The 20,975-nt window shown below is 42.9% G+C and carries 24 protein-coding genes and 5 tRNA genes; 9 read left to right on the forward strand and 20 right to left on the reverse strand.

The genetic code is table 11. The features are described 5' to 3' along the window. Positions 1-54: 54 nt before the first annotated feature. The 8 genes from MM817_RS01695 to MM817_RS01730 form a co-directional block, all read right to left on the reverse strand. Positions 55-139, reverse strand: a tRNA-Leu gene (locus tag MM817_RS01695). Positions 140-159: 20 nt separating this feature from the next. Beyond that, positions 160-234 (reverse strand) — tRNA-Gly (locus tag MM817_RS01700). A 71-nt stretch (positions 235-305) separates the two neighbouring features. After that, positions 306-381: transfer RNA gene (locus MM817_RS01705), tRNA-Phe, on the reverse strand. A 65-nt stretch (positions 382-446) separates the two neighbouring features. Then, the gene (locus MM817_RS01710; RefSeq protein WP_241711708.1) at positions 447-1,205 is read right to left on the reverse strand and encodes an MBL fold metallo-hydrolase; all 759 of its coding nucleotides are present in this window, start codon (positions 1,203-1,205) and stop codon (positions 447-449) included. A gap of 86 nt (positions 1,206-1,291) precedes the next feature. Then, a tRNA-Asp gene (locus MM817_RS01715) sits at positions 1,292-1,368 on the reverse strand. 55 nt (positions 1,369-1,423) lie between these two features. Next, a tRNA-Ala gene (locus MM817_RS01720) sits at positions 1,424-1,498 on the reverse strand. Between the two features lie 156 nt (positions 1,499-1,654). Further along, complete coding sequence (locus tag MM817_RS01725; RefSeq protein WP_241711709.1) at positions 1,655-2,539, reverse strand: DMT family transporter; 885 nt, start codon at positions 2,537-2,539, stop codon at positions 1,655-1,657. Between the two features lie 49 nt (positions 2,540-2,588). After that, positions 2,589-3,074, reverse strand: a complete 486-nt coding sequence (locus MM817_RS01730; RefSeq protein WP_241711710.1) for a hypothetical protein — start codon at positions 3,072-3,074, stop codon at positions 2,589-2,591. Positions 3,075-3,417: 343 nt separating this feature from the next. Between MM817_RS01730 and MM817_RS01735 the strand changes: the two genes are divergently transcribed. Further along, positions 3,418-3,891 (forward strand): PepSY domain-containing protein, encoded by a 474-nt coding sequence (locus MM817_RS01735; RefSeq protein WP_241711711.1) that lies wholly within the window; start codon positions 3,418-3,420, stop codon positions 3,889-3,891. A 125-nt stretch (positions 3,892-4,016) separates the two neighbouring features. Here the strand turns inward: MM817_RS01735 and speD are convergent, their stop codons facing one another. The 3 genes from speD to MM817_RS01750 all read right to left on the reverse strand — a co-directional run bounded on the left by speD (position 4,017) and on the right by MM817_RS01750 (position 6,188). Next, complete coding sequence (speD, locus tag MM817_RS01740; protein ID WP_241711712.1) at positions 4,017-4,403, reverse strand: adenosylmethionine decarboxylase; 387 nt, start codon at positions 4,401-4,403, stop codon at positions 4,017-4,019. 326 nt (positions 4,404-4,729) lie between these two features. Further along, the gene (locus MM817_RS01745; RefSeq protein WP_241711713.1) at positions 4,730-5,446 is read right to left on the reverse strand and encodes an FAD-dependent thymidylate synthase; all 717 of its coding nucleotides are present in this window, start codon (positions 5,444-5,446) and stop codon (positions 4,730-4,732) included. A 202-nt stretch (positions 5,447-5,648) separates the two neighbouring features. Beyond that, positions 5,649-6,188, reverse strand: coding sequence for a hypothetical protein (locus tag MM817_RS01750; protein WP_241711714.1), 540 nt, complete (start codon positions 6,186-6,188; stop codon positions 5,649-5,651). Between the two features lie 276 nt (positions 6,189-6,464). On the opposite strand from MM817_RS01750, the gene MM817_RS01755 reads away from it, so the two are divergent. Continuing rightward, positions 6,465-7,490: a M23 family metallopeptidase gene (locus tag MM817_RS01755; protein WP_241711715.1), complete on the forward strand. Its 1,026-nt coding sequence runs from the start codon at positions 6,465-6,467 to the stop codon at positions 7,488-7,490. Here MM817_RS01755 and MM817_RS01760 read toward each other — a convergent pair. The 4 genes from MM817_RS01760 to MM817_RS01775 form a co-directional block, all read right to left on the reverse strand. Continuing rightward, entirely contained in the window at positions 7,466-8,218 is a 753-nt protein-coding gene (locus MM817_RS01760) for a phosphate ABC transporter ATP-binding protein (protein ID WP_241711716.1), read from the reverse strand. The genes MM817_RS01755 and MM817_RS01760 overlap by 25 nt on opposite strands. Before the next feature lie 14 nt (positions 8,219-8,232). Beyond that, positions 8,233-9,033, reverse strand: coding sequence for an ABC transporter permease subunit (locus tag MM817_RS01765; RefSeq protein WP_241711717.1), 801 nt, complete (start codon positions 9,031-9,033; stop codon positions 8,233-8,235). Next, positions 9,027-9,941: a phosphate ABC transporter permease subunit PstC gene (gene pstC, locus MM817_RS01770; RefSeq protein WP_241711718.1), complete on the reverse strand. Its 915-nt coding sequence runs from the start codon at positions 9,939-9,941 to the stop codon at positions 9,027-9,029. Before pstC ends, MM817_RS01765 begins: the two co-directional genes overlap by 7 nt. A gap of 134 nt (positions 9,942-10,075) precedes the next feature. After that, positions 10,076-10,288, reverse strand: a complete 213-nt coding sequence (locus tag MM817_RS01775) for a DUF3905 domain-containing protein (protein ID WP_241711719.1) — start codon at positions 10,286-10,288, stop codon at positions 10,076-10,078. A gap of 127 nt (positions 10,289-10,415) precedes the next feature. Here MM817_RS01775 and MM817_RS01780 point away from each other — a divergent pair, with 127 nt between their 5' ends. Then, positions 10,416-10,823, forward strand: a complete 408-nt coding sequence (locus MM817_RS01780; protein ID WP_241711720.1) for a hypothetical protein — start codon at positions 10,416-10,418, stop codon at positions 10,821-10,823. 49 nt (positions 10,824-10,872) lie between these two features. Then, the gene (locus MM817_RS01785) at positions 10,873-11,298 is read left to right on the forward strand and encodes a CBS domain-containing protein (RefSeq protein ID WP_241711721.1); all 426 of its coding nucleotides are present in this window, start codon (positions 10,873-10,875) and stop codon (positions 11,296-11,298) included. Positions 11,299-11,430: 132 nt separating this feature from the next. Here the strand turns inward: MM817_RS01785 and MM817_RS01790 are convergent, their stop codons facing one another. Both MM817_RS01790 and MM817_RS01795 read right to left on the reverse strand, forming a co-directional pair. Further along, positions 11,431-11,646 (reverse strand): alpha/beta-type small acid-soluble spore protein, encoded by a 216-nt coding sequence (locus MM817_RS01790; RefSeq protein ID WP_109430220.1) that lies wholly within the window; start codon positions 11,644-11,646, stop codon positions 11,431-11,433. Positions 11,647-11,714: 68 nt separating this feature from the next. After that, complete coding sequence (locus MM817_RS01795) at positions 11,715-12,845, reverse strand: citrate synthase (protein ID WP_241711723.1); 1,131 nt, start codon at positions 12,843-12,845, stop codon at positions 11,715-11,717. A 149-nt stretch (positions 12,846-12,994) separates the two neighbouring features. On the opposite strand from MM817_RS01795, the gene lgt reads away from it, so the two are divergent. The 3 genes from lgt (at position 12,995) to rnz (ending at position 15,248) form a co-directional block, all read left to right on the forward strand. Continuing rightward, positions 12,995-13,792, forward strand: coding sequence for a prolipoprotein diacylglyceryl transferase (gene lgt / locus MM817_RS01800; RefSeq protein ID WP_241711724.1), 798 nt, complete (start codon positions 12,995-12,997; stop codon positions 13,790-13,792). 185 nt (positions 13,793-13,977) lie between these two features. Further along, complete coding sequence (locus MM817_RS01805) at positions 13,978-14,184, forward strand: hypothetical protein (protein ID WP_241711725.1); 207 nt, start codon at positions 13,978-13,980, stop codon at positions 14,182-14,184. 116 nt (positions 14,185-14,300) lie between these two features. Continuing rightward, complete coding sequence (rnz, locus tag MM817_RS01810) at positions 14,301-15,248, forward strand: ribonuclease Z (protein ID WP_241712260.1); 948 nt, start codon at positions 14,301-14,303, stop codon at positions 15,246-15,248. Position 15,249: 1 nt separating this feature from the next. Here the strand turns inward: rnz and MM817_RS01815 are convergent, their stop codons facing one another. Next, a complete protein-coding gene (locus MM817_RS01815) occupies positions 15,250-16,449 on the reverse strand; it encodes a threonine synthase (protein ID WP_241711726.1) in 1,200 nt (399 codons plus the stop codon). 209 nt (positions 16,450-16,658) lie between these two features. On the opposite strand from MM817_RS01815, the gene panD reads away from it, so the two are divergent. Then, positions 16,659-17,069: an aspartate 1-decarboxylase gene (panD, locus tag MM817_RS01820; RefSeq protein WP_241711727.1), complete on the forward strand. Its 411-nt coding sequence runs from the start codon at positions 16,659-16,661 to the stop codon at positions 17,067-17,069. 329 nt (positions 17,070-17,398) lie between these two features. Continuing rightward, on the forward strand, positions 17,399-18,361 hold the full coding sequence (gene cbiB, locus MM817_RS01825; RefSeq protein WP_241711728.1) for an adenosylcobinamide-phosphate synthase CbiB: 963 nt from the start codon (positions 17,399-17,401) through the stop codon (positions 18,359-18,361). Here the strand turns inward: cbiB and menH are convergent. After that, a complete protein-coding gene (gene menH / locus MM817_RS01830; RefSeq protein WP_241711729.1) occupies positions 18,354-19,202 on the reverse strand; it encodes a 2-succinyl-6-hydroxy-2,4-cyclohexadiene-1-carboxylate synthase in 849 nt (282 codons plus the stop codon). The genes cbiB and menH overlap by 8 nt on opposite strands. After that, on the reverse strand, positions 19,199-20,971 hold the full coding sequence (menD, locus tag MM817_RS01835; RefSeq protein ID WP_241711730.1) for a 2-succinyl-5-enolpyruvyl-6-hydroxy-3-cyclohexene-1-carboxylic-acid synthase: 1,773 nt from the start codon (positions 20,969-20,971) through the stop codon (positions 19,199-19,201). The genes menH and menD overlap by 4 nt, the downstream gene beginning before the upstream one ends. Between the last annotated feature and the right edge of the window lie 4 nt (positions 20,972-20,975).

The raw sequence follows: 20,975 nt of genomic DNA on the forward strand, positions 1-20,975 counted from the left end.
AGAAATGGCAATCAAAGAATCATAAGATTCTTTGATTGCCATTTCTTTAAAAAGTGCCGGGGACCGGACTCGAACCGGTACGGGCGCAATGCCCGGCGGATTTTAAGTCCGCTGCGTCTGCCTATTCCGCCACCTCGGCATAATATGTAGAAACTACACTGGAGCGGAAGACGGGATTCGAACCCGCGACCCTCGCCTTGGCAAGGCGATGCTCTACCCCTGAGCCACTTCCGCAATAAAGCCTTAAGACTCATCTATTATATCATATGTCAGTACAGGCGTCAAATGTAACAAGTTACAAGCCATGGTGGCTCGGGACGGAATCGAACCGCCGACACGAGGATTTTCAGTCCTCTGCTCTACCGACTGAGCTACCGAGCCATCATAATTACTATCATAAGATACATGATGACATGCTTATTTGTCAAACGCTTTCGTAAAAAATATCATTCTTCATATACTTTTGATTGCCCTGGCTCAAGCCACCATATTCGCTGTTCTAATTCTGCGTTATCTACAACGAGTGAGCGCAAGACTAAAGGTGGCTCGTGAATTTCTTCCCTCGTCAGTTTGAAAGCGCCCCAATGGATGGGTAACATATACTTAGCCTGGACGTCAATAAACGTTTGCAATCCATCTTTAGGGTCCATATGCATCATATGAAACCACTCACGCGGTTCATATGCCCCAATTGGAATTAATGCAACATCAGGATGCACACCTTGCATACCAGACACAAAATCATTGCGATAACCAGTATCACCCGCAAACCAAAAGGAGTGCGTCGACCCTTTCACAAAAAGTCCAGCTGATGATCGGTAGCGTTCCAACCAACGTTTTCCCCTATGGTTAACCGGAGTTAAGCTAAAGATAAAGTCCCCCTGCGTTAAGTGATCAGTTTTCCCTAATTCATAAACATGAGTAAAGCCCATATTTTTCAATAATGATAAATGTCCATTAGGGCATATGACACTAGCCTTACTACGCCTTGCAATTTTACGTAATGTCGCTCGATCTAAATGATCCCAGTGGGCATGTGATAAAAGTACGAAATCGATGTTCGATAGATCCTCCAATTGATAGCCAGCAGGTCTTTTTCGACGAACCACAAGAGCGCGGTTTGAGACGATAGGATCTGTAATAAACCGCGTTCCATCCACTTCAATAAGAACAGTAGAATGCCCGATGAATTTATAACGGATCATCGCCAAACAGCCCCTTTATCTTTCAAAAAAAAAAGCTCAGATAAATACTGAGCTTATCGTTACCAAACACTATGTAAAACATACAATGGCGGAGCTGACGGGATTCGAACCCGCGATCTCCTGCGTGACAGGCAGGCATGTTAGGCCACTACACCACAGCTCCAAGATATGATAAGGCGCAAAAAGCACGCGCTACTCACTATGCCTTGCAAAAAGTCTGGTGGAGAATAGGGGATTTGAACCCCTGACCCCTGCGCTGCCAGCGCAGTGCTCTACCACTGAGCTAATTCCCCATATACAATTAACCACTACCATTTATTCGGAGTAGTGCAACCAATTATAGCCCGCTCCAAAAAAGGTATGACACCAACTCATTCAAACAAGTTATAGTATACACTGGTAATCCTACAATTACAAGATCTCTACCGAATGATTCTTTTACTACAAAATCATTGTGTTCTATTAACTGTTGTTCTCACATGCACTGGTTCAGGCCAATTGACTAAAAATATACCTGCAAAAATAAAGATACCACCAACGAATACTTGCCATGTAATCGGTTCACCAAGCAATATCCAGCCAGAAAGCACTCCGAAAAATGGTGCAAGAAATAAAAAAGCACTCGTTTTACCAGGATCTCCATGTTGCAAGAGATAAAACCAAATAGAAAATTGTACGATAGACGCCATCACTGCCAGCCAAAGCACAATAAATATAGATGTTTTATCCACGATAAATACAGGGCGCTCAATAAACAATCCGCCAATCAATAAAATGATTCCGCCAAATAACATTTGATATGCGGTCAATACCCAGATATTAAAACGATGGCGCCACTGTTTAATCATCAGTGTAGCAACCGCCCAAAAGACCGCCCCTAAGAGACCAAGCCATGTACCAACATGAAGGTGCAGTTGTAATCCAAGGGTCAAAAAAACGCCTAAAAATCCTAGAATAACACCACCCCATTGGACCACTCGATAATGTGCACGCATAAATAGTGTCGCAAAAATTACGACAAGAAGAGGATTTACAAATGTCAAAATTGAAGATTCACTCGCTGTAATTGTACGCAGGCTCAAAAAAATACTTCCCATGACACCAACCGTTTGAAATAAGCCTATGAGTAAAATTCGCATCCAGTCTCCAAGTGTTCGAGGACGTGGCAAATGTCTAGTGAACAGAGCCATGAGAAGCCCTGCCAACGTGAAACGTATACCAAGAAGCAAAAAAGGAGACACATAGTCAAGCGCAATTTTAGCAATTGCAAAAGACGATCCCATGAGAGCCGTTGTTAGCAAGACAAGTGTCACAAACCATGAGCGACTTTTCATTTATTTAACTCCTGTCTACAATAAAAGAAACGATTAAGCCGTACGTTTTTCAGCATATGCAGCAAGTAACATAAAACCTTCTCGCATACTTTTTATAAATGCAAAAGATAAATCCAATCCCGCCTCCTGCTAATGTCCTACCACTCATTTTCCTAGCAACATAAGCTCGAATTTCATCTGGTAAGCGACGACGGCTCATCCATGCGCCAAACAAGCCGCCTAGCAGTATCTGCATGATCATCGTACCAATTCCAAAAAATGCACCAGGCGTCCATCCAACCCAAGCACTTGGCATCTGAGGTGCCAATACCGTGTATATAATCACTGCAAAAGCACCAATGCCCCACCCTGCAATAAAGCCATGTACAAGTGGCATGTAGCGCGGTAACGCTCGTGGTAAAGTGACAAGAGAATGATCCTGCCCCTGTTGTCGTTTCCTAAAATGAAATAAGTGCCATGAGTTCCCTTTATTTAAAATATACATCCCAGACAAAAACATCACAATCCCTACAATGAGGTAGACTTCAAATCCCACCCGGACTCGAATAGTTTCCTACTGAATAACTAAACGTAATCGGCCATGTGTATTCATCAGGCGTTATACCATGAACCATTCCAAGAAGTACTGCGGTAATTAAAATAGTCAGTACAGATAAATGTCCTGAAGGATTCCAAAGATTAATTCCCTTAACTGGCGTTCACCCTTTCATACACATATATAAGAACAAACTAAATAATAAGGGTAAACCACCTGTTTGTAAATAGTAATTAATACGATTTTATACGTAGCCAATATTTCCGTTATCAATTGGAATATGACACATAGTTAAAAAGCTACTGGGCAATCTAATGCAAGGCCACAAACCTTTGATAGGGAGATGAACTGTATCGCACATAAAATAAGAAGTCTACATGTATCTCGTTTGTTTCAACTCATTGTAGCAACCACAGCTATCTCATCCATATTCACAGTACAGGCGTATGCAACTGAAATGCAGCCACCTGCACCACCTGGGCGGCCGGAACCGGTGCATATTGAAAGTAGCATACAAGTCAATCAAGATACTGTCATGAAGGCCGCTAAGGCCGGTCGCGATGCGTATAGCAGCGTCCTTGCACCATTTGCAAAAATAAGTATCGATGACGCAAAAAAAGCAGCATTAGAAAAATTCCCTGGAACGGAATCCAAAGACGTTAGCTTGCATGCAGTCAGACAAAATCTCGTCTATCTCATCATCGTGGAAAACAGCGAGGCAAGACATCTCGTAATCGTCGATGCTGGCAATGGAAAAATTCTTGCTGTTCGATCAATGTCTATTCGTTCGCACATCACAAGTGCACGACATTTGTAATCCCACTTGGCATCCATACAGTCTCAAAAATAACACTTATCCTGCACATACAAAAAAGAGCTGGGATTTATATCCCACGCTCTTTTTCTTGTCGCTCGCTTTTTATCTAGATCAGACAACCTGAACTAGCTCAATACTTCAATTTTTTGCTCGCTAACAACAATCGGACCCACACCTCGTGGCAATTCTACCGATTCACGGCGAGTAGCTCCCAATGCCTTGGTAATATAATCACATGCTACATTTGGATCAATGCGATCCCCACATGTATAAACATCGATACTCGCATAACCATGTTCAGGAAAACTATGAATCGTCAAATGTGATTCAGATATAATTACAACGCCACTTACACCTTGTGGAGCAAACTTATGAAAAGCGACTTCACGAACTTCTGCACCAGACTCAAGCGCTGCGGATACCATCACCCGTTCAATGCCGTGAAGATCATTTAAAATATCTGCTTTGCAACCCCATAGTTCTGCAATTACATGACGTCCAGCTGTATCCATACCAAAACATCCCCCTTTATCATGAAAATCCCATACCCTCCCAAGCATGGCGGGACCTACGTCATCCACCACGGGGGAAAGTTAGTCTTGTGAGGTCCTAACCCTTTAAGAGGATGCTGGTACCTATAATGTTGTCACTTCTGAACTCTCTGTAAGAGGTACGAGTGTTAGTATAAGACCATAGGTTACAATTTGCAACCTCCAAATTTCCAGTACACATCAAAACAATTCAGTACCTGCTGCTATCTGATCTATTGTATCCTGTCTCCCTATCTACTGTGCATCAGCATTAGCCAATTTACTGCTTGTGCGCAATCGATCAGGACTTAGTCCCACATCGATCGAAATCCACCATATTCCTTCATAATTTGTTCGTAAAGATCGGGGCGTTCACGTTTTAACTTTACACGCATGCGTTTCCATGAATATGATTCTGGACCGTAATATTCATATACGAGATTCCATAATTCAGGATCTTGTTGCCGAACTAACTGAAACATCTCTTCTACTACAATACGCGTATCATGTTGTGCACCTGGGCTCCATATGCGTTGTGGGAATACAGCCTCTATCAAAGTGGCAAAGTTGATATCCAGAATATAATGCAGTTGAACTGAAACAGGAGCTACGTAACGAGCAGCCTGCAATCGTTTTTTCCCAATGGGATCCTCTGTTTGAGGGTCAATCCCATGGACTAATTGACGATACGCCTGTAAATGTGTTTCACCTAGTTGCCTATAGATCGGATCATCATCTTCGCCAGGAGGAATAAATACGGTAGCCTCGTTTGCTCGCAACCCTCCGCAAGCGCGCATATTGATCGTCGTGTATGTAGTCAGATGATCATAAACTACTTTTGATGTGTGAAATTCAAACCGAGCTGACTCTCCCCGAAAAATGGCCAATGTATCCCCTTTACGAATAATACTAAGTGGCCTTTTCACATTATCAATATCATCCTTGCCAAGATATACAGCAGCTGCATGAGCGAGCGAACTACGAAATGGATCAGAATAACGTAAAAGGTTTACTTGAGTATTCATCTATGAACGTAACCTCCAATTACAAAATAATATCGCAGTTGTACATTATGGTTATACTATGAACCAAGTCTTAACCAGTCCTTTCTATCATACTACGATTTTCACAGTGCACAAAAAAATGATTACATTTCACTTTATACCATAAAAAATCGACAGATAGGGAGCAGTAACACCCCTCTATCTGCCGTGTAATATGTGTGTACTACATCATAGATGATTGGCGATCCGCTTGCATCACTGAATTCACATTTTGATAGGATGTATCCATTTGGCCTCCATACGATGAACCATAGTTCATCCCATTGGCATAGCCACCTGAACTTCCTTTTGAATTGCTATAACCTGTTCCAGACCCCATGGATTGTGCCTGACGATCAGCATTCATGACAGACTGCATCGCACTCGCATTGACCTGGCTTGTATAGTTCATACTTTGTGATGGTGAGTACGATGGTGTTTGGGTATTGTAATTGCGATAACTAGGCGTATTTTCATCTTGCATAGACTGGCGATCCGCGCTCATGACTTGATAGACACCAGAAGATCGAGGCTCCATACTGCCACTAGAATACGTTGATTGATACGATCCTGTCGCTCCATACCCTGTTTGATATCCGGAAGATGAACTCCCAACGGTTTGCTGAAATTGTTGCATTTCTTGCGCTAGCTGCTGTGACAATGCGGATACTTGCATGCACATTTGATTCATGCGCTGCAATTGCTGTTGCATGGCTTGTTGCATTCAATCGCCTCCAAAGGTTTTAGTTGTGAATTCAAGCGCTAGTGTGCCCGATAGTGAGCAGAGTCTATACGAAACTCTATAAAAATAATGGTGCAAACATGTAACATGTTTGCACTCCCCATATCGATCGATCTATTCCCTGTAAAACTTGGATGCGTGAAATCAGCGTTACTTTTGCACACTATAACAGACGAACGCCCATAAGGTAGGTGACATCATTTGATCAATGGTTTTCTTCAACTCTCAAAAAACGCATGTGCAAAAACGTGGATATGGATGTTAACGGGCATCCTCATCGTGATGACACCTGCAACTGTCAACGCTCAAACAGAAAATTCTGCCCCAAAGGACACTCAACATATTCCTAAGTGGTATTCGCATGCATCTTCTCAATATGGCGTACATTGGTCTCTCTTGGCAGGCCTTGATGTCTATGGTGCAACAACAAAGCCACCTGCAGGAGTTATTCGAGCGAAAGGCGTTCCGATCGAGGTGACTGGATACCGTTTTACACAGCAAGAATGGCAAGGTCTGTTTAATCCAGTACAAAATGATGAGAATGCAAAGCGCATTATTTTATTTGAAGGACGCGGTTTAGATGGTGATCAAGATGGTAAGGCAGATCAGAACAATCCTTATGACAGAGTCTCTGCCATTGCAGCATGGCTTCATCAAGGTGGTACAACTGAACAAGATCAAAGCAATCAACTATGGAAGCACTTTGAAAACGGAACAGCTGTCGAACGTATTGTTGCTTTAAGCCATGTTTTTAAATATTTCGGTACTACGCAATTGTCCGAACGCACTTTCCCGTTACACAAACGCTATAGCTATTCCTATCGTGATACGTGGGGTGAAGGACGTAATTTTGGTGGACGACGTTCTCATGAAGGTACAGACATCTTTGCAAGTTATGGAACTCCTGTACTTAGTACATGTTATGGCTATATTGAATTAATTGGATGGAATCGCCTTGGCGGATGGAGAATAGGGCTTCGCAGTGCAGACAATACGTATTTTTATTACGCTCATTTATCATCTTATGCTAGAGGAATTCATCAAGGTATGATCGTTCGTCCTGGACAAGTGCTCGGTTATGTAGGGAGTAGCGGATACGGAAAGCCTGGAACATCCGGAAAATTCCCACCGCATTTGCACTTTGGTATTTATAAAGACACGGGGACTACCGAATGGGCGTTTGATCCTTATCCACTATTAAAGAGGTGGGAAAAAAATTCACAAACAGTCATTAACCCACCCAAAAAGGAAACAAAAGATCAGCCAAATCGACCTGTTACGTAATCCTCTGTTCGTTTATCATTAGGTGTGGTAAATAATTCCGTCGTTGTTCTCTCTTCAATCATCTCACCAGCTAGAAAAAAAGCGGTACGATTAGCTACACGTGCAGCCTGTTGCAGATTATGAGTCACGATGACAATCGTATAGTGCTCTCGCAATTGATCAATCAGTTCCTCAATTCGCAATGTAGAAAAAGGGTCTAAAACAGATGCAGGCTCATCAAGCAATAAAACATCTGGTTTAAGTGCAAGAGCTCGTGCCATACACAATCTTTGCTGTTGGCCGAGCGTAAGCTTGCCACTAGACTCATATAAACGATCTTTTACTTCAGACCACAGATTAGCAATGACAAGTGAATGTTCTACTTCATCTGAAAGATGTTTGAGACGTTTTCCATCCCTTAATCGTATGCCTATCGCCACATTTTCAAAGATAGACATCGTGGGAAATGGATTGGGCTCGGCAAAAACCATTCCAATTTTTTGTCGAGCCAATATTGGATTAAGATCATAAACATTCTCTTTTCCAAGTAGCACCTGTCCGGACATCGTTGCTCGAGTCGCCGTTTCATGTAATCGATTAAGACAACGAATAAATGTAGATTTGCCACTACCCGGTGGACCGATGATAGCAGTTACAGAATTGGAAGGCATATAGAGAGACACTTTATGCAACACCTCTTGCGTCCCAAAACATGCTGATACGTCCTTGGCATATAAAGTTTCACCCATACCTGTTCTCCTTTTTATTCAATGATCTTCTGATCTAACCACGCTGCGATAGTGTAGAGAACAAATACAATAGTAAGTAGAAAAAATGAACTGATTGCAGCTTGATTCAATTGTCCTGTTATTGCTGTGTGATAAATGTCTAAAGATAAGAAATGAATTGGCGTTCCAAATAACATGACTGGTGCAACCGTTCCAATCGTCCGAGCAATCCCCAAAAAAACACTTGCAATCAGTGCCCTTTTTGTCATAGGTAATAAAATCCGAAAAATCACTTGTATTCTACTGGCTCCAATTGCATAAGCAGCTTCACGATAATGCAAAGGGATTCCCGAAAATATTTGTGCAAATCCTTTTGCTAATTTTGGAGCAAGAAAAACAATAAGAGCTACCACAATCATTTGCCATATAATGAATCCTCTATCGATGAGTCCTATTCCATATACACTCATACCAATTAAGATACCTGGCATACCCGCTAGTACATCAATAAATAAACGAATCGTACGAATAACAAAAGATGTTCCATATTCAGTGATTAAAAATGCGCTGCCGAGAGCAAGTAACGTTGAGATGATCAATGCTATAGAAAGCAATGATAAAGTTTCCATAATAATATGTACAGCAAAATGAACATCATCTAATGCAGTTTGACTGAAGATACCACTCGCAAACAATGGTCTCATCACTAAATAAAGAACATTACCTACAATACTTATCAACGTAAAGACACTCAATATAGTAAGCAGGATAATAAAGATAGAAATCATAGAATTTTTAAATTTTCTGCGCAGACCATAAAGATGTATCTTTACCATAGTTGAAGTCTCGCTGCAGCAAGTGTTTTAGGCACATACATTCGAGCCACTGTGTAAAAGATAAAGGTGCATATATAAAGTAGCAATCCAGCCTCAAATAGGACGGAATGACTAAACTGCCCATGGCCGTGATTCCACTGTGTTGCAATCACACTTGTTAACGTATCCGTTTTGGAAAATAAAGAAGTAGCTATCTGTGGCTCACTTCCAATCACCATGACAACTGCAACCGTTTCTCCCAAAGCTCGTCCCAACGCCAGTAAAACGGCACCAAAAATACCGCGTCTTGCATAAGGCAGGATGACTTCGACCGTTGCTTCATTGATCGTAAGACCAAGCGCTAACGCTCCCTCCACTATACTCGTAGGTACTGCCATAAGCGTTTCACGAGTCACTGCAACAATCGTTGGTATAAGCATCGCACCTAATGTTAAGCCAGCAAGTAACAGTCCTTCGCCATCAGTATGATGTACTGCTAGGAGAATCGATTGATGCCTCATAGTAAGTGATACTATTGGTGCAATAAATGTAAGCCCCCACAATCCAAAGATCACACTAGGTATTAGTGACAACCACTGCACAAGTGCAGAAGAAAGTCTCCGTAACCATCTAAGTCGCATCCGCGTAATTACGAGGGCTGTCGCTGTGCCAACGACCGTGGCTAGCACCACTCCAATCAATGAACTGATCACAGTTGCTTCTATCCACGGCCACATCCCAAATAACTGGTCACTGGGACGCCATACTGTTGCCCATAAAACACTTGGACCAAACTTGATCATTGCCGGCCACGCATGTATAAGAAGTTCACCAAGAACTACGCCCATTAATAAAACGACGAAAGCGCCGGAACCCGCAATCAATAGGACAAATAGTATATTTCCTACCCCGTAGCGCTGCTGTTTCACTCTATATTGTCCTCTCTTTGCCACTCCATGTTCATGAATAGTAAACTCTAATCCATTCCATTTTAGAGGAGGATGCTCTATAGAGCAATATATATTTGGAGATGACCCTTCGGTCATCTCCAAATATATATTGCTTAATCCTGCCCCTCCACATCATGTTGTGGATGCATAAAACGATCCACCGTCATATTTGTCTGTAATCCTGCAATAGTATCTTCTGTCACCGCTTTATCCACGCCTGGGTCTCCTTTACCGACCCATACGTCACTTGCCATAATTGCGGGATCTACATCTGTCGACCAATGATCAAGTGGAGTATCTCGCCATGGAGCCTTTTTTTCAGTCATCTAACCCGCCCCTTTCGTCATTCTCTTTTTAGAATGTCCTGTTCTGACAGTCATATGTCCCCTCTTGCAATCGTATATATGTGGCAATGTATCCTTGTCCAATCATTAAAGAAAGGTGGCGAACGATATGACAGATGAAACGGTTTCCGATACCAATCTTCCCAAAACATCGCCAGAAAAAAATTATGCTCGTACTACAGGTTGGATTTACTTAGTTGTAGCTATTACTAGCCTGTTTACAGACAATCTCTGGCACATGCTGCACTTTTCTACATCGGCGACAATAGCCAGTTTCGCCATTGGACTCACTGGATTAACCATATCGCGATCAAGCAATAACACGTATCATCGTTACTATAACTTGTTTGCAGGAGCTACCCTTACGGTTTGGGGACTAACCGGTACACTGTATCCTCAGTGGTTCAAAACAACACCACTCCCACTTGATAATGGGTTACATGTCATTACAGGCATTTGGGGGTTTTACGGAGTTGGATCATTATTCTGGTCTCGTATATCGCGTAAATCATCGTGAACTAGCACACACTATCTCTGCATTCACAATTGAAGGAGGGGATCATTTTATGCTTATACGCGATCTGATGACAACAAACGTTTTGACATGTAACGAATCCACAACGATAACTGAAGTAGCAAAACAGATGAGCAGTCAGAACGTCGGATCTGTCCCTGTTGTTTCGGGCGGAAAATTGTCCGGTATCATCACAGACCGCGATATCGTTACCAAATGCATTGCCACTGGCTCGGATAGTCATTCGATGACAGTGAGTAGTTGCATGACAAAAAATCCAGTCACCGTGTCATCAGATACAGATGCACACGATGCTGCGAGAATGATGGCCACAAAACAAATTCGTCGACTACCTGTTGTCGACAACGGAAAGTTAGTGGGTATATGCGCACTAGGAGATCTAGCTGTTGTTGATATTCATGTAGATGAGGCTGGCGAAGCACTTAGTGGTATTTCCGAACAAACCCAATTACACTAACAGAGTATTGTCCAAATCAAAAAGAAGGTCGCCGTGGTGCGATCTTCTTTTTGATTTGGACTCATACAATTAATGATGCCCCCGCGATGCGGGGGCTTTGGAATAAGTCAATTTGCAATTGTGACAAGCTACTTACTGTCGACCTGCTAATTGTTGCTCCGCTAATGCAACTAATTTGCGGGTGATATGGCCACCAATCGAACCCGTATCACGAGTTGTCATGGTACCCCAATATCCATCTTGCGGCGGCTGAATACCTAGTTCTCCTGCCACCTCATACTTCAATTGATCGAGCGCCCGACTGGCGCTTTTAACAAGTAGCGTGTTGGATTTTTGTCCTTGTGCCACGCTTACCACCTCCTTCATGGTAGTATTTTGCCCGTATTGAAGGAGTCTAGTCTGACACATATTGGAGATTAACGTTCTGACATGGAAATATAGGCGCGCCTTTTGATGCCAACATACTCAGCCCGTGGGCGAATCAAACGATTATTACGATACTGTTCTAACACATGAGCAGTCCAACCAGAAATTCGACTCACCGCGAACACAGGTGTAAACACGTGAATCGGAATTCCCATCATAAAGTACGTAGATGCAGAGTAAAAGTCCACATTTGGATAAAGACCTTTTTGTTCTTTTACTGCTTGCTCCACAATGCGAGACATTTCATAATAAGTGGTATTTCCTTCACGTTCACCGATTTCTTTGGACATTTCCCTCAAATGTGTAGCGCGCGGATCTTCCGTATGATATACACGATGACCAAATCCCATAATGCGTCGCTTCTTAGCAAGAGCATCTTTGATCCATTCAGGTGCTTTACTTGGCTCGCCAATTTCTTTTAACATGAGCATAACTTGTTCATTTGCCCCACCGTGAAGTGGACCTTTTAACGCTCCAATGGCAGAAACCGTTGCTGAGTAGATATCTGACAAAGTACCCGCAGTAACACGCGCAGCAAAGGTCGATGCATTTAATTCGTGGTCAGCATGAAGAATGAGGGCGATTTCAAATGCGCGCGCCGTATATTCATCAGGTTCTTTACCTTGTAACATATATAAAAAGTTAGCTGCATGGTTTAATCGTTCATTTGGCAAAAGAATCTCCTGCCCACTTCGATAACGCTCAATAGAAGCGACCATCGTGCTCATCTGTGCAACAAGTCGCGTAGCTTTTTTAATACTACCTTCATACGAATTATCTTGATCATCTGGATCGTACAACCCAGCAAGTGAAACGAGCGTCCGAAGCATTTCCATGACATTACCATCTTTTGGCATCATCTTTAATGCAGCCAATACTTCTTTATTTAATGCGCGATTTGCACGAAGTTCTTTATCAAAATCGCTCAACTGCTCTTTTGTCGGCAATTCACCATGCCACAAAAGATAAACAACTTCCTCGAAACTGGCAGATCCTTTCACAAGGTCGTGAATATCGTAGCCTCGATAAACCAACCGACCCTCGTCCCCATCAATAAAACAAATCTCAGAAGATAAGGCGACAACATCTTCTAAACCTTCAATAAAATGCCCGTCCGTCATATAAATCCCTCCAAAGCCGAAAGATTTTACACCCATTATACGCACTTCATTATACGCTTCTAGACAGAATCTACAACTTGTGACGAACTTCACTTATTCATTACATTGCACACATTGTGATATAATGGAATAGATTAGGGAGGTTTACTATGCACCAATATTGGTTTTTTATTGGCCATTTCCCTGTAAGGGCCTATAGTACCTTATTTCTTCTGGCCTTTTTACTTGGACTTGGGGTAACTGTATATTTTGCAAAAAACGAGGGAAAATCAGATCTCATTGAACATATTGTAAACCTTGGCCCATTGTTATTTATCGGTGGACTGATTGGTTCTCGCATTTGGCAGGTATTCTTTTTTGATTGGGGATACTATCGACTGCATCCAGGGCAGATTGTAGCTATCTGGCATGGTGGTTTATCCATTCAAGGTGGTATTGTGGGTAGTCTGATTGTGGGTTTCATTTATATCCGCAAGTACGACCTGCATTTTTGGGAACTTGCAGACTTATTTGCTCCAGGAATTATCTTGGGACAAAGCATCGGCCGCGATGCCAACCTAATGAACGGAGATGCATTTGGTTCGCCAACTGGAGGCGACTTTGGATTACTGTATCCCAAAAACACCCTAGCGCGTGCCACCTATGGTGATCAACCGCTTTGGCCTGCAGAAGTGTGGGAAGGTCAGGGCGATGTACTTATTTTCGCCATCTTGCTCATCTTGAAGCTAAAACGCTGGCCACGCGGATGGATTTTTCTCTTTCAAACGATTCTTTATAATATAGAGCGATTTCTCTTAGAAATGCTCCGTGGGGATAGTCCACGATTTCTCTTCCACTGGGATGCCGCACAATGGACAAGCGCACCAGTCATCGTCCTTTGTGTCGTACTTTTCCCCATATTACTATGGTTTGACAAAAAACATGGGCAGTCAGTTATCACTTCATGAACTGCCCCAGCAGTTCAGAGCGATGATGTTCCCATTGCAAGTGCTGGATCACATTCTTCAAAGAGGTCCTATCAGCTTGTACTCCTTTACCTCACCCCCATATATGCCACGATCATTTCTTACTTCTGTTCATATCATAAGTTGTATGTGTATGATCATCACTGGATTATGAGGAGTGGTGGTAGATGCCTCCAAATAAACCGGAGCCAACTAAAGAAGACATTCAAAATTTAACACTATGGGCAGACTGGATGATGCCAGTTGGACAATGGGTGATCACAGTTGGTGCGGCCATGGTCGCAGCAGGCCTTACAGTTAACTACTATATTGCTCGGCGCAAAATTGCCAAAGAAAGGATCACTGACTCTGATTCAGGGAAACGACCACTATGATAACTCAATCATAGATCACTTTAAAAATAACTCTCCCTTTGCAATTTCCCGTAGTATTTCGTAGGATATATGCTATAGGAAAAGATTCCTAACGAAAGGGCGCGTGGAATATTCAACTGCTATTTTTAGGGACTGGCGCTGGGGCACCCACACCAAAACGCAATGTCTCATGCACAGCATTAACATTTGACCAAGGTTCAGAGATATGGTTATTTGACTGTGGAGAAGGCACTCAACAACAACTAGCACGTGCAAGACATAGCGTAGCGCATGTCAACCACATTTTTATTACACATTTACATGGAGATCATATCCTTGGTTTGCCCGGATTATTAGGCAGTCGCTCGATGCAAGCGCGCGTGACTGAGCCACTCATGATTTTCGGGCCGCCAGGGCTACGGTCCTTTTTGACTTGTGTATTGGACGCAACACAAACGACTTTAGGATTCCCCCTTACTATTCATGAGATCGAACAAGATGGAGTTATCCTTGAGAATGCCCATATGACAGTGGAGGCAAGACAACTTGTACACGGTGTGAAAAGTTTCGGTTATGCTTTGCTTGAACATGAAAGGCCTGGTCGATTTCATAGAGATCTCGCCCAATCTGCAGGTATTCCTGAAGGACCGCTATACGGCCAACTGAAACGTGGGTATGATATACGCTTGCCTGATGGTCAAATCATGCTTAGCAAAGAATTTGTTGATCCACCCATTCGCGGTAGAAAAATTGTCATTTTAGGTGATACTATTTCTTGTGCAGCTTCTTTACAGTTAGCACAATGTGCAGATGTTTTGGTACATGAAGCTACATTTTCAGATGAACAACGTCAACTCGCACAAATCAGTATGCATTCTACTGCGGCACAAGCAGCAGAACTAGCTGTACATGCGCACGTCTCTACACTCATCATGACACATATAAGCGCACGCTATGAAGCACAGTCTACTGATCACCCTCTGCTACAAGAGGCAAGAGCTATTTTTGAGCACACCTATCTTGCTGAAGATTTTTCTGTTTTCTCCATACCTAGGACTGGCCTCGTAGCAGAGGACGCAAGATGACTTAGATCTTTTCCTGTGCCGTCTGTACAGCGCAGTCAATTTGATCTACATACTTTAACCCGCTACCTGTATTAATACTGACCACTCGCTCACTCGCTTTAATAAACCCGATCTCACGCAACTTACGAACACCTGCCAATGCAGCTGCCCCCTCTGGGCATGCGTGAAACCCATCAAGACGCACTATGTTTTGGCGTTCTTTACGTATATCCGCATCAGAAACTGCGTAAGCGATCCCTTCTGTCTTTGCAATAATGGATAGGATGTGGGCATCAGCAAGCGATTTTGGCACACGCATACCGTAAGCGATAGTTTCGGCATTTTCATAATAAGTAGATACTTTTTCGCCACTCTCATATGCTCTTACGAGTGGCGCACAACCTTCTGCTTGAATGACCACCATTTTCGGAAATCGACCTTCTTCAATCCAGCCTAGTGACTGTAGTTCTACTAGCGCTTTGTAGATGCCAACCACACCTGCTCCGCCCCCAGTAGGAAAGACAATCACATCAGGAACTTTCCATGATAATTGTTCAGCTAACTCAAATCCTATGGTCTTTTTACCTTCTAATCGATACGGTTCTTTAAATGTTGACACTTCATAAGCGCCCGTTTGCAACACATAATCTGCTACGAATATTCCTGCCTCTGCAATGGTCCCTTCGAGTAATCTCACATCTGCACCTGTATAACACGTTTCAAGATAGGGTACTCGCGGAGCTGATGTGGGCATCGCGATGAGCGATTTCATGCCAGCGCGCACTGCGTATGCGGCCCATGCTGCACCTGCATTCCCATTGGTGGCGAGTGCAATCTCCTTTACACCTAACTGTTTAGCGCGAGAAATGCCAACAGATGCTCCACGAGCCTTAAACGTTCCTGTGGGAAGTACACTTTCATCTTTAACTAGTAACAAGGGGACATCCATATCTTTCGAAATATTAGGCAGTGTCATTAGAGGTGTCATGACCTCATTCATACTGATCATGTAGTCAGGGTGAGTAACTGGAAGTAATTCGTGATATCGCCACATACCCTGCTTTCTTTCCGCCAACTGATCGCGTGTCCATTCTCGTTTTAAGGAGTCCATGTCATATTGCACAAAAAGTGGTGAACCACACTCACACATTTGTCTGCGGAACTCCGTGCCATACGTTTTGTCACATGTTGAACAAGCCAAATGGGATAGCCCACTAAACATTCCCAAACGCCTCCATGTAAAGATCCTGATTCAACAGCGTGAATACCCTGCCAATCCTCAATACGATATGACAAGATCGATCAATGAGTGAATAGAACCATTCTATAGAGAAATAGAGATGACAATCTCGAGTGACAAGCACACTCTGTGATACACTGAAACTTGAAATGTCCATGGGTGCTTTACTATGTAGGAGGAGGTAACATTCCATGATGCGTACAGTGTGTAAGGGTAAGATTCATCGGGCAACAGTCACAGAAGCACGATTAGATTACGTGGGGAGTATTACTATTGATCAAGATTTACTTCTTGCAGCCAACATCCGCCCGTATGAAATGGTCCAAGTCACCAATGTTGCAAACGCCACACTATGGCAGACATATGCTATACCTGCTGAAGCTGGATCTGGTACCGTTTGTTTAAATGGCCCTCCGGCACGTTTATTTCAACCAAGCGATCTTGTCATTATTCTCTCACTTGGCATCATCGACGATAAAGAATACGAATCTACCATATCCAAAGTCGTGCATGTGGATCAAGTCAACCACATCACCTCAGTAGAATCACATCCTCTCGCACAACTACTAAAAGAAATGCTAGAAACAACCCAATCCATATAACAGAACCGCAGTCATCAACCCTTCCAGCGTACCCATCACCACACCAAAGTACGCTGGAAGGTTAACCACCCTAAAAATCTTTACTGACAACCCTATCAATTCATAGTATAGTTGACAAGAATTCATCAAAAGGAGGTTGCAGATTTGGTTGCTACACATCACCATGTAATTCGTTGGGTACTGCTTGCGATAGTCATCGTCGCATTAGGCATTTATTTCGCTGTTCGCCGTAAAAAATAACTGATTTTACACATCTATACCGTTTTCACTATGTAAATACATAAGGCGCAAACATCAGTCTGCGCCTTATTATAAGGTTGATACTGTCTATGACTCCTATGATTCCTTTACACTTTGAAGCAGCAATTGGTGGCTTACTCATTGATACCGTTGTCGGAGACCCCACATTTTTCACTCATCCTGTGATCTGGATCGCACGCCTAGCACATTTTATAGAACATAAGTTGTACGCACAAACATCCTCCGCTTTATCGAAACGCATTCGAGGTACTATTTTGGCATTCGCTGTTTTAGCCATTGTTTATACGGCTACCGCATATTTCATTTGGCTTGCCCATTTGGTCAATCCATGGCTTGGCATTGCGCTAAATGTATGGCTACTCTCGACGACCATCGCTGCAAAAGGGCTAGATCAAGCGGGAAAAAGAGTGTTACGCCCACTACAAGAAGGAAATCTCTCTGATGCGCGAATGTATACAGGATATATCGTTAGCAGGGAAACAGATCATCTTGATGAACCAGAGCTGGTTCGTGCAACCGTGGAAACGATAGCAGAAAACATCGTAGACGCAGTCGTATCACCGTTATTTTTTGGGATTTTAGGTGGTGCACCGCTCGCCCTGCTGTATCGAGCAGCCAATACTCTTGATTCTTTATTTGGTTATAAAAATGATCGCTATCTAGATTTTGGATATGCTAGTGCTCGTATCGATGACGTGCTCAATATGATTCCAGCACGAATCACGCTCATTCTCTTAGCTTTGGCCGCACTTTTTTTGCATTCTACTCCAGCCAAAGTAATTCGCATGGTGCATCGGGATGCTAAAAAACACCCGAGTCCGAATAGCGGTATTCCCGAAAGTGCCTGTGCAGCTATTCTTGGCGTTCGCTTAGGCGGAGAAAATCGATATCACGGAAGTACACACTTTCGAGCCTACTTAGGCGATCCTATTCGACCACTCAATCAGCAAACGATCATCGGTGTCACACATATATTATGGACGACTGTCATTTTGTTGTTTGCCATTTGCTTCATTGGAATGATTATCTAACGTTATGCAAAAACCAGAACAAGCGTTCGCTAAAAAACTCAGGTTTTTCTAAATGTACATTATGTCCCACGTCAGGACACTCTATCATCGATACAGATGACATGAGAGCACTTATTTCCTGCGCAATATTTGTAAATTTATGATCTAATTGACCAGTAAAAAGAAGAGTTGATGCCCTTATATTTCCAACCAAATCCCAATAACTCATTTGACTTCCTGTGCCTACGCCAAGCAAACTATAGGCTAAACCATCAGGTGATTGTGAAAGGCGTGTTTTTTTTTGTCTCAATAAACGCTCGTTTGGCACTTGATGTTGTGAAGCAAACAAAGGTATTTTTTCCCAATAACGTACGAACTCCTCGATTCCATTCCTTTGGATACGCTCTGCTAATTCTGCATCCTGGCGTGACCTAACCTCTCGTTCTTCACGTGTACGAAGACCTGGCGACGCACTTTCTAATACCAGTTTTGCTATTCTAGAAGGCGCAAAGAGTGCATACGCAAGTGCCATTCGACCACCCATTGAATATCCGACAAGATCGATCACTGGAATTTGTAATGTTGAGAGTATGGAATCGAGATCTCTCATAACATATGTCATTCCATATCGCTTTGCATTCAAAATGATATCTGTTTTACCATGACCCAGTGCATCAATGGCCAAACATCGTTTATTAATCGCGTATTGTGATTCGCCAAGAAATAAAAAATCTTCTGCTGAACCTGCAAATCCATGCAATAAAACAACTGGTGCTTCTCCCTGCTCTACTTCACCACTAGTAAAGTCAAGCACATGATAAGAAACATCATTAACTACTATATGACAAGATGTGCTTATCACAATAAAACATCCCTGCAGGCAGAGAATATTTTACGATGCATCTCCACATTCAATGCTCGTACCGTACGTAGCTCAAGAACTTGCAATCCATGATTCTCCATAGCCGCATTCATTTTGACTTCGAAGTCTGACCAAGTATGCACCTGATGATAGGAGCCTCCATACATCTCAATGACCGATTGAAATTCAAGGCCATGTGGTGTCTCAAAGTATGGGAAAACATCTTCTTGTGTAGCTTGCGGTAGAAAGGAAAATATACCTCCCCCATCGTTATGCACTAAGATAATCGTCAAATCCAGCTGATATTGTTTCGCTATTAAAAGGCCATTTAGATCATGATAAAAAGATACATCGCCAATGACCAATACTGTTTTTCTAGAAGTTCCTGCGCAAGCCCCAAGCGCACTTGATACGATCCCATCGATGCCACTTGCCCCTCTATTGGCCAACATAAAGAGTGACTTATGCATCTTTGGAAAAAAAGAATCAACATCGCGCACTGGCATGCTATTGCCGACAAATAATCTTGCATCAAGTGGCAATACACGTGCAAGTTCTGTAAAAATGCGCCCTTCAAATAAATGGGGTAAATCCTCACCTACATACTGTTCCTCAATGTGCTCTACCTCAAAAACTTGACGCTTCTCTATACTGTCATTCAACGATAACCAATGTTGTGCAAACAATGATGTTTCACGTTGTGGCAACAACTCTTTTAACTCAGAAAAAAGGATAACCGGATCTGTTAGCCATAATTCAGAAGCCCGAAACAGAGGATCTCTCCACTCATCACTCTCATCTACTACAATTTGTCGCACATCATCTAACTTACTAAGATATGCTCCCAAAACTTTAGACGTAGGTGCTTGCCCTAAACGAATAACGACATCGGGTTTTAACTTGTCCCATATCTCCCCCTGCATCAGATCGCTATGACGCAATAAGGTGTCGTAGCGATCTACCACACAAGTAAGATCCACCTCTTCTGAAACTGCGCGCATTTGCGATAAGGGATCTGCCAGAACTGGAAACTGTAGACGAGTCGCAACTTCTAACAAAGGAGCGGCTAACTCTTGTTGAAACTGTGGTCCAACAACAAATAGACCATTTTCTATCGATGTGAGCATCTTAGCAAGATATTCTAGCCTTGATGCCGTCAACTGTCTTTGCCCACTCTCTATATGCAGCCCTTTTGGCAACTGTGTGTTTACTTCATCTTGTACTTCATACGGCGGCAACAACGGCTCACGAAATGGCCAATTGATATGAACAGGTCCTTTGGGTGTAGATAGTGCGATCGCAACAGAACGCGCAGCAGTTGACCGAGCATGCGCCAACAGCTCCTTGGCTCCATCTGGAGTAGGCATTTCTATACTCCATTTAACGTGTGCGCCATATAACCCTACTTGCTCGATGGTTTGATTGGTTCCTACATTTCTTAATTCTGTTGGACGATCAGCAGTAAGTACGATGAGCGGTACGCGACTATACCGCGCTTCTACCACCGCTGGCAAGTAATTGGCCGCAGCAGTTCCCGAGGTACAGACTAGAACAACTGGTTCTCCAGATGAACGCGCGAGTCCTAACGCAAAAAATGCAGCAGAGCGTTCATCAAGTAATGTCCACGTCTTACATTCACCATGCCGAGCAAAAGAAATAGTAAGCGGTGTGGATCTAGAACCAGGAGATATACAGACATGCTTCACTCCAAGCTGTGCAAGTTCCGAAACAAACGCTGTAACAACATCTAAATGGGGATTGATTGACATATAT

It is taken from the genome of Sulfoacidibacillus ferrooxidans (assembly GCF_022606465.1).
GTDB lineage: Bacteria > Bacillota > Bacilli > Alicyclobacillales > SLC66 > Sulfoacidibacillus > Sulfoacidibacillus ferrooxidans.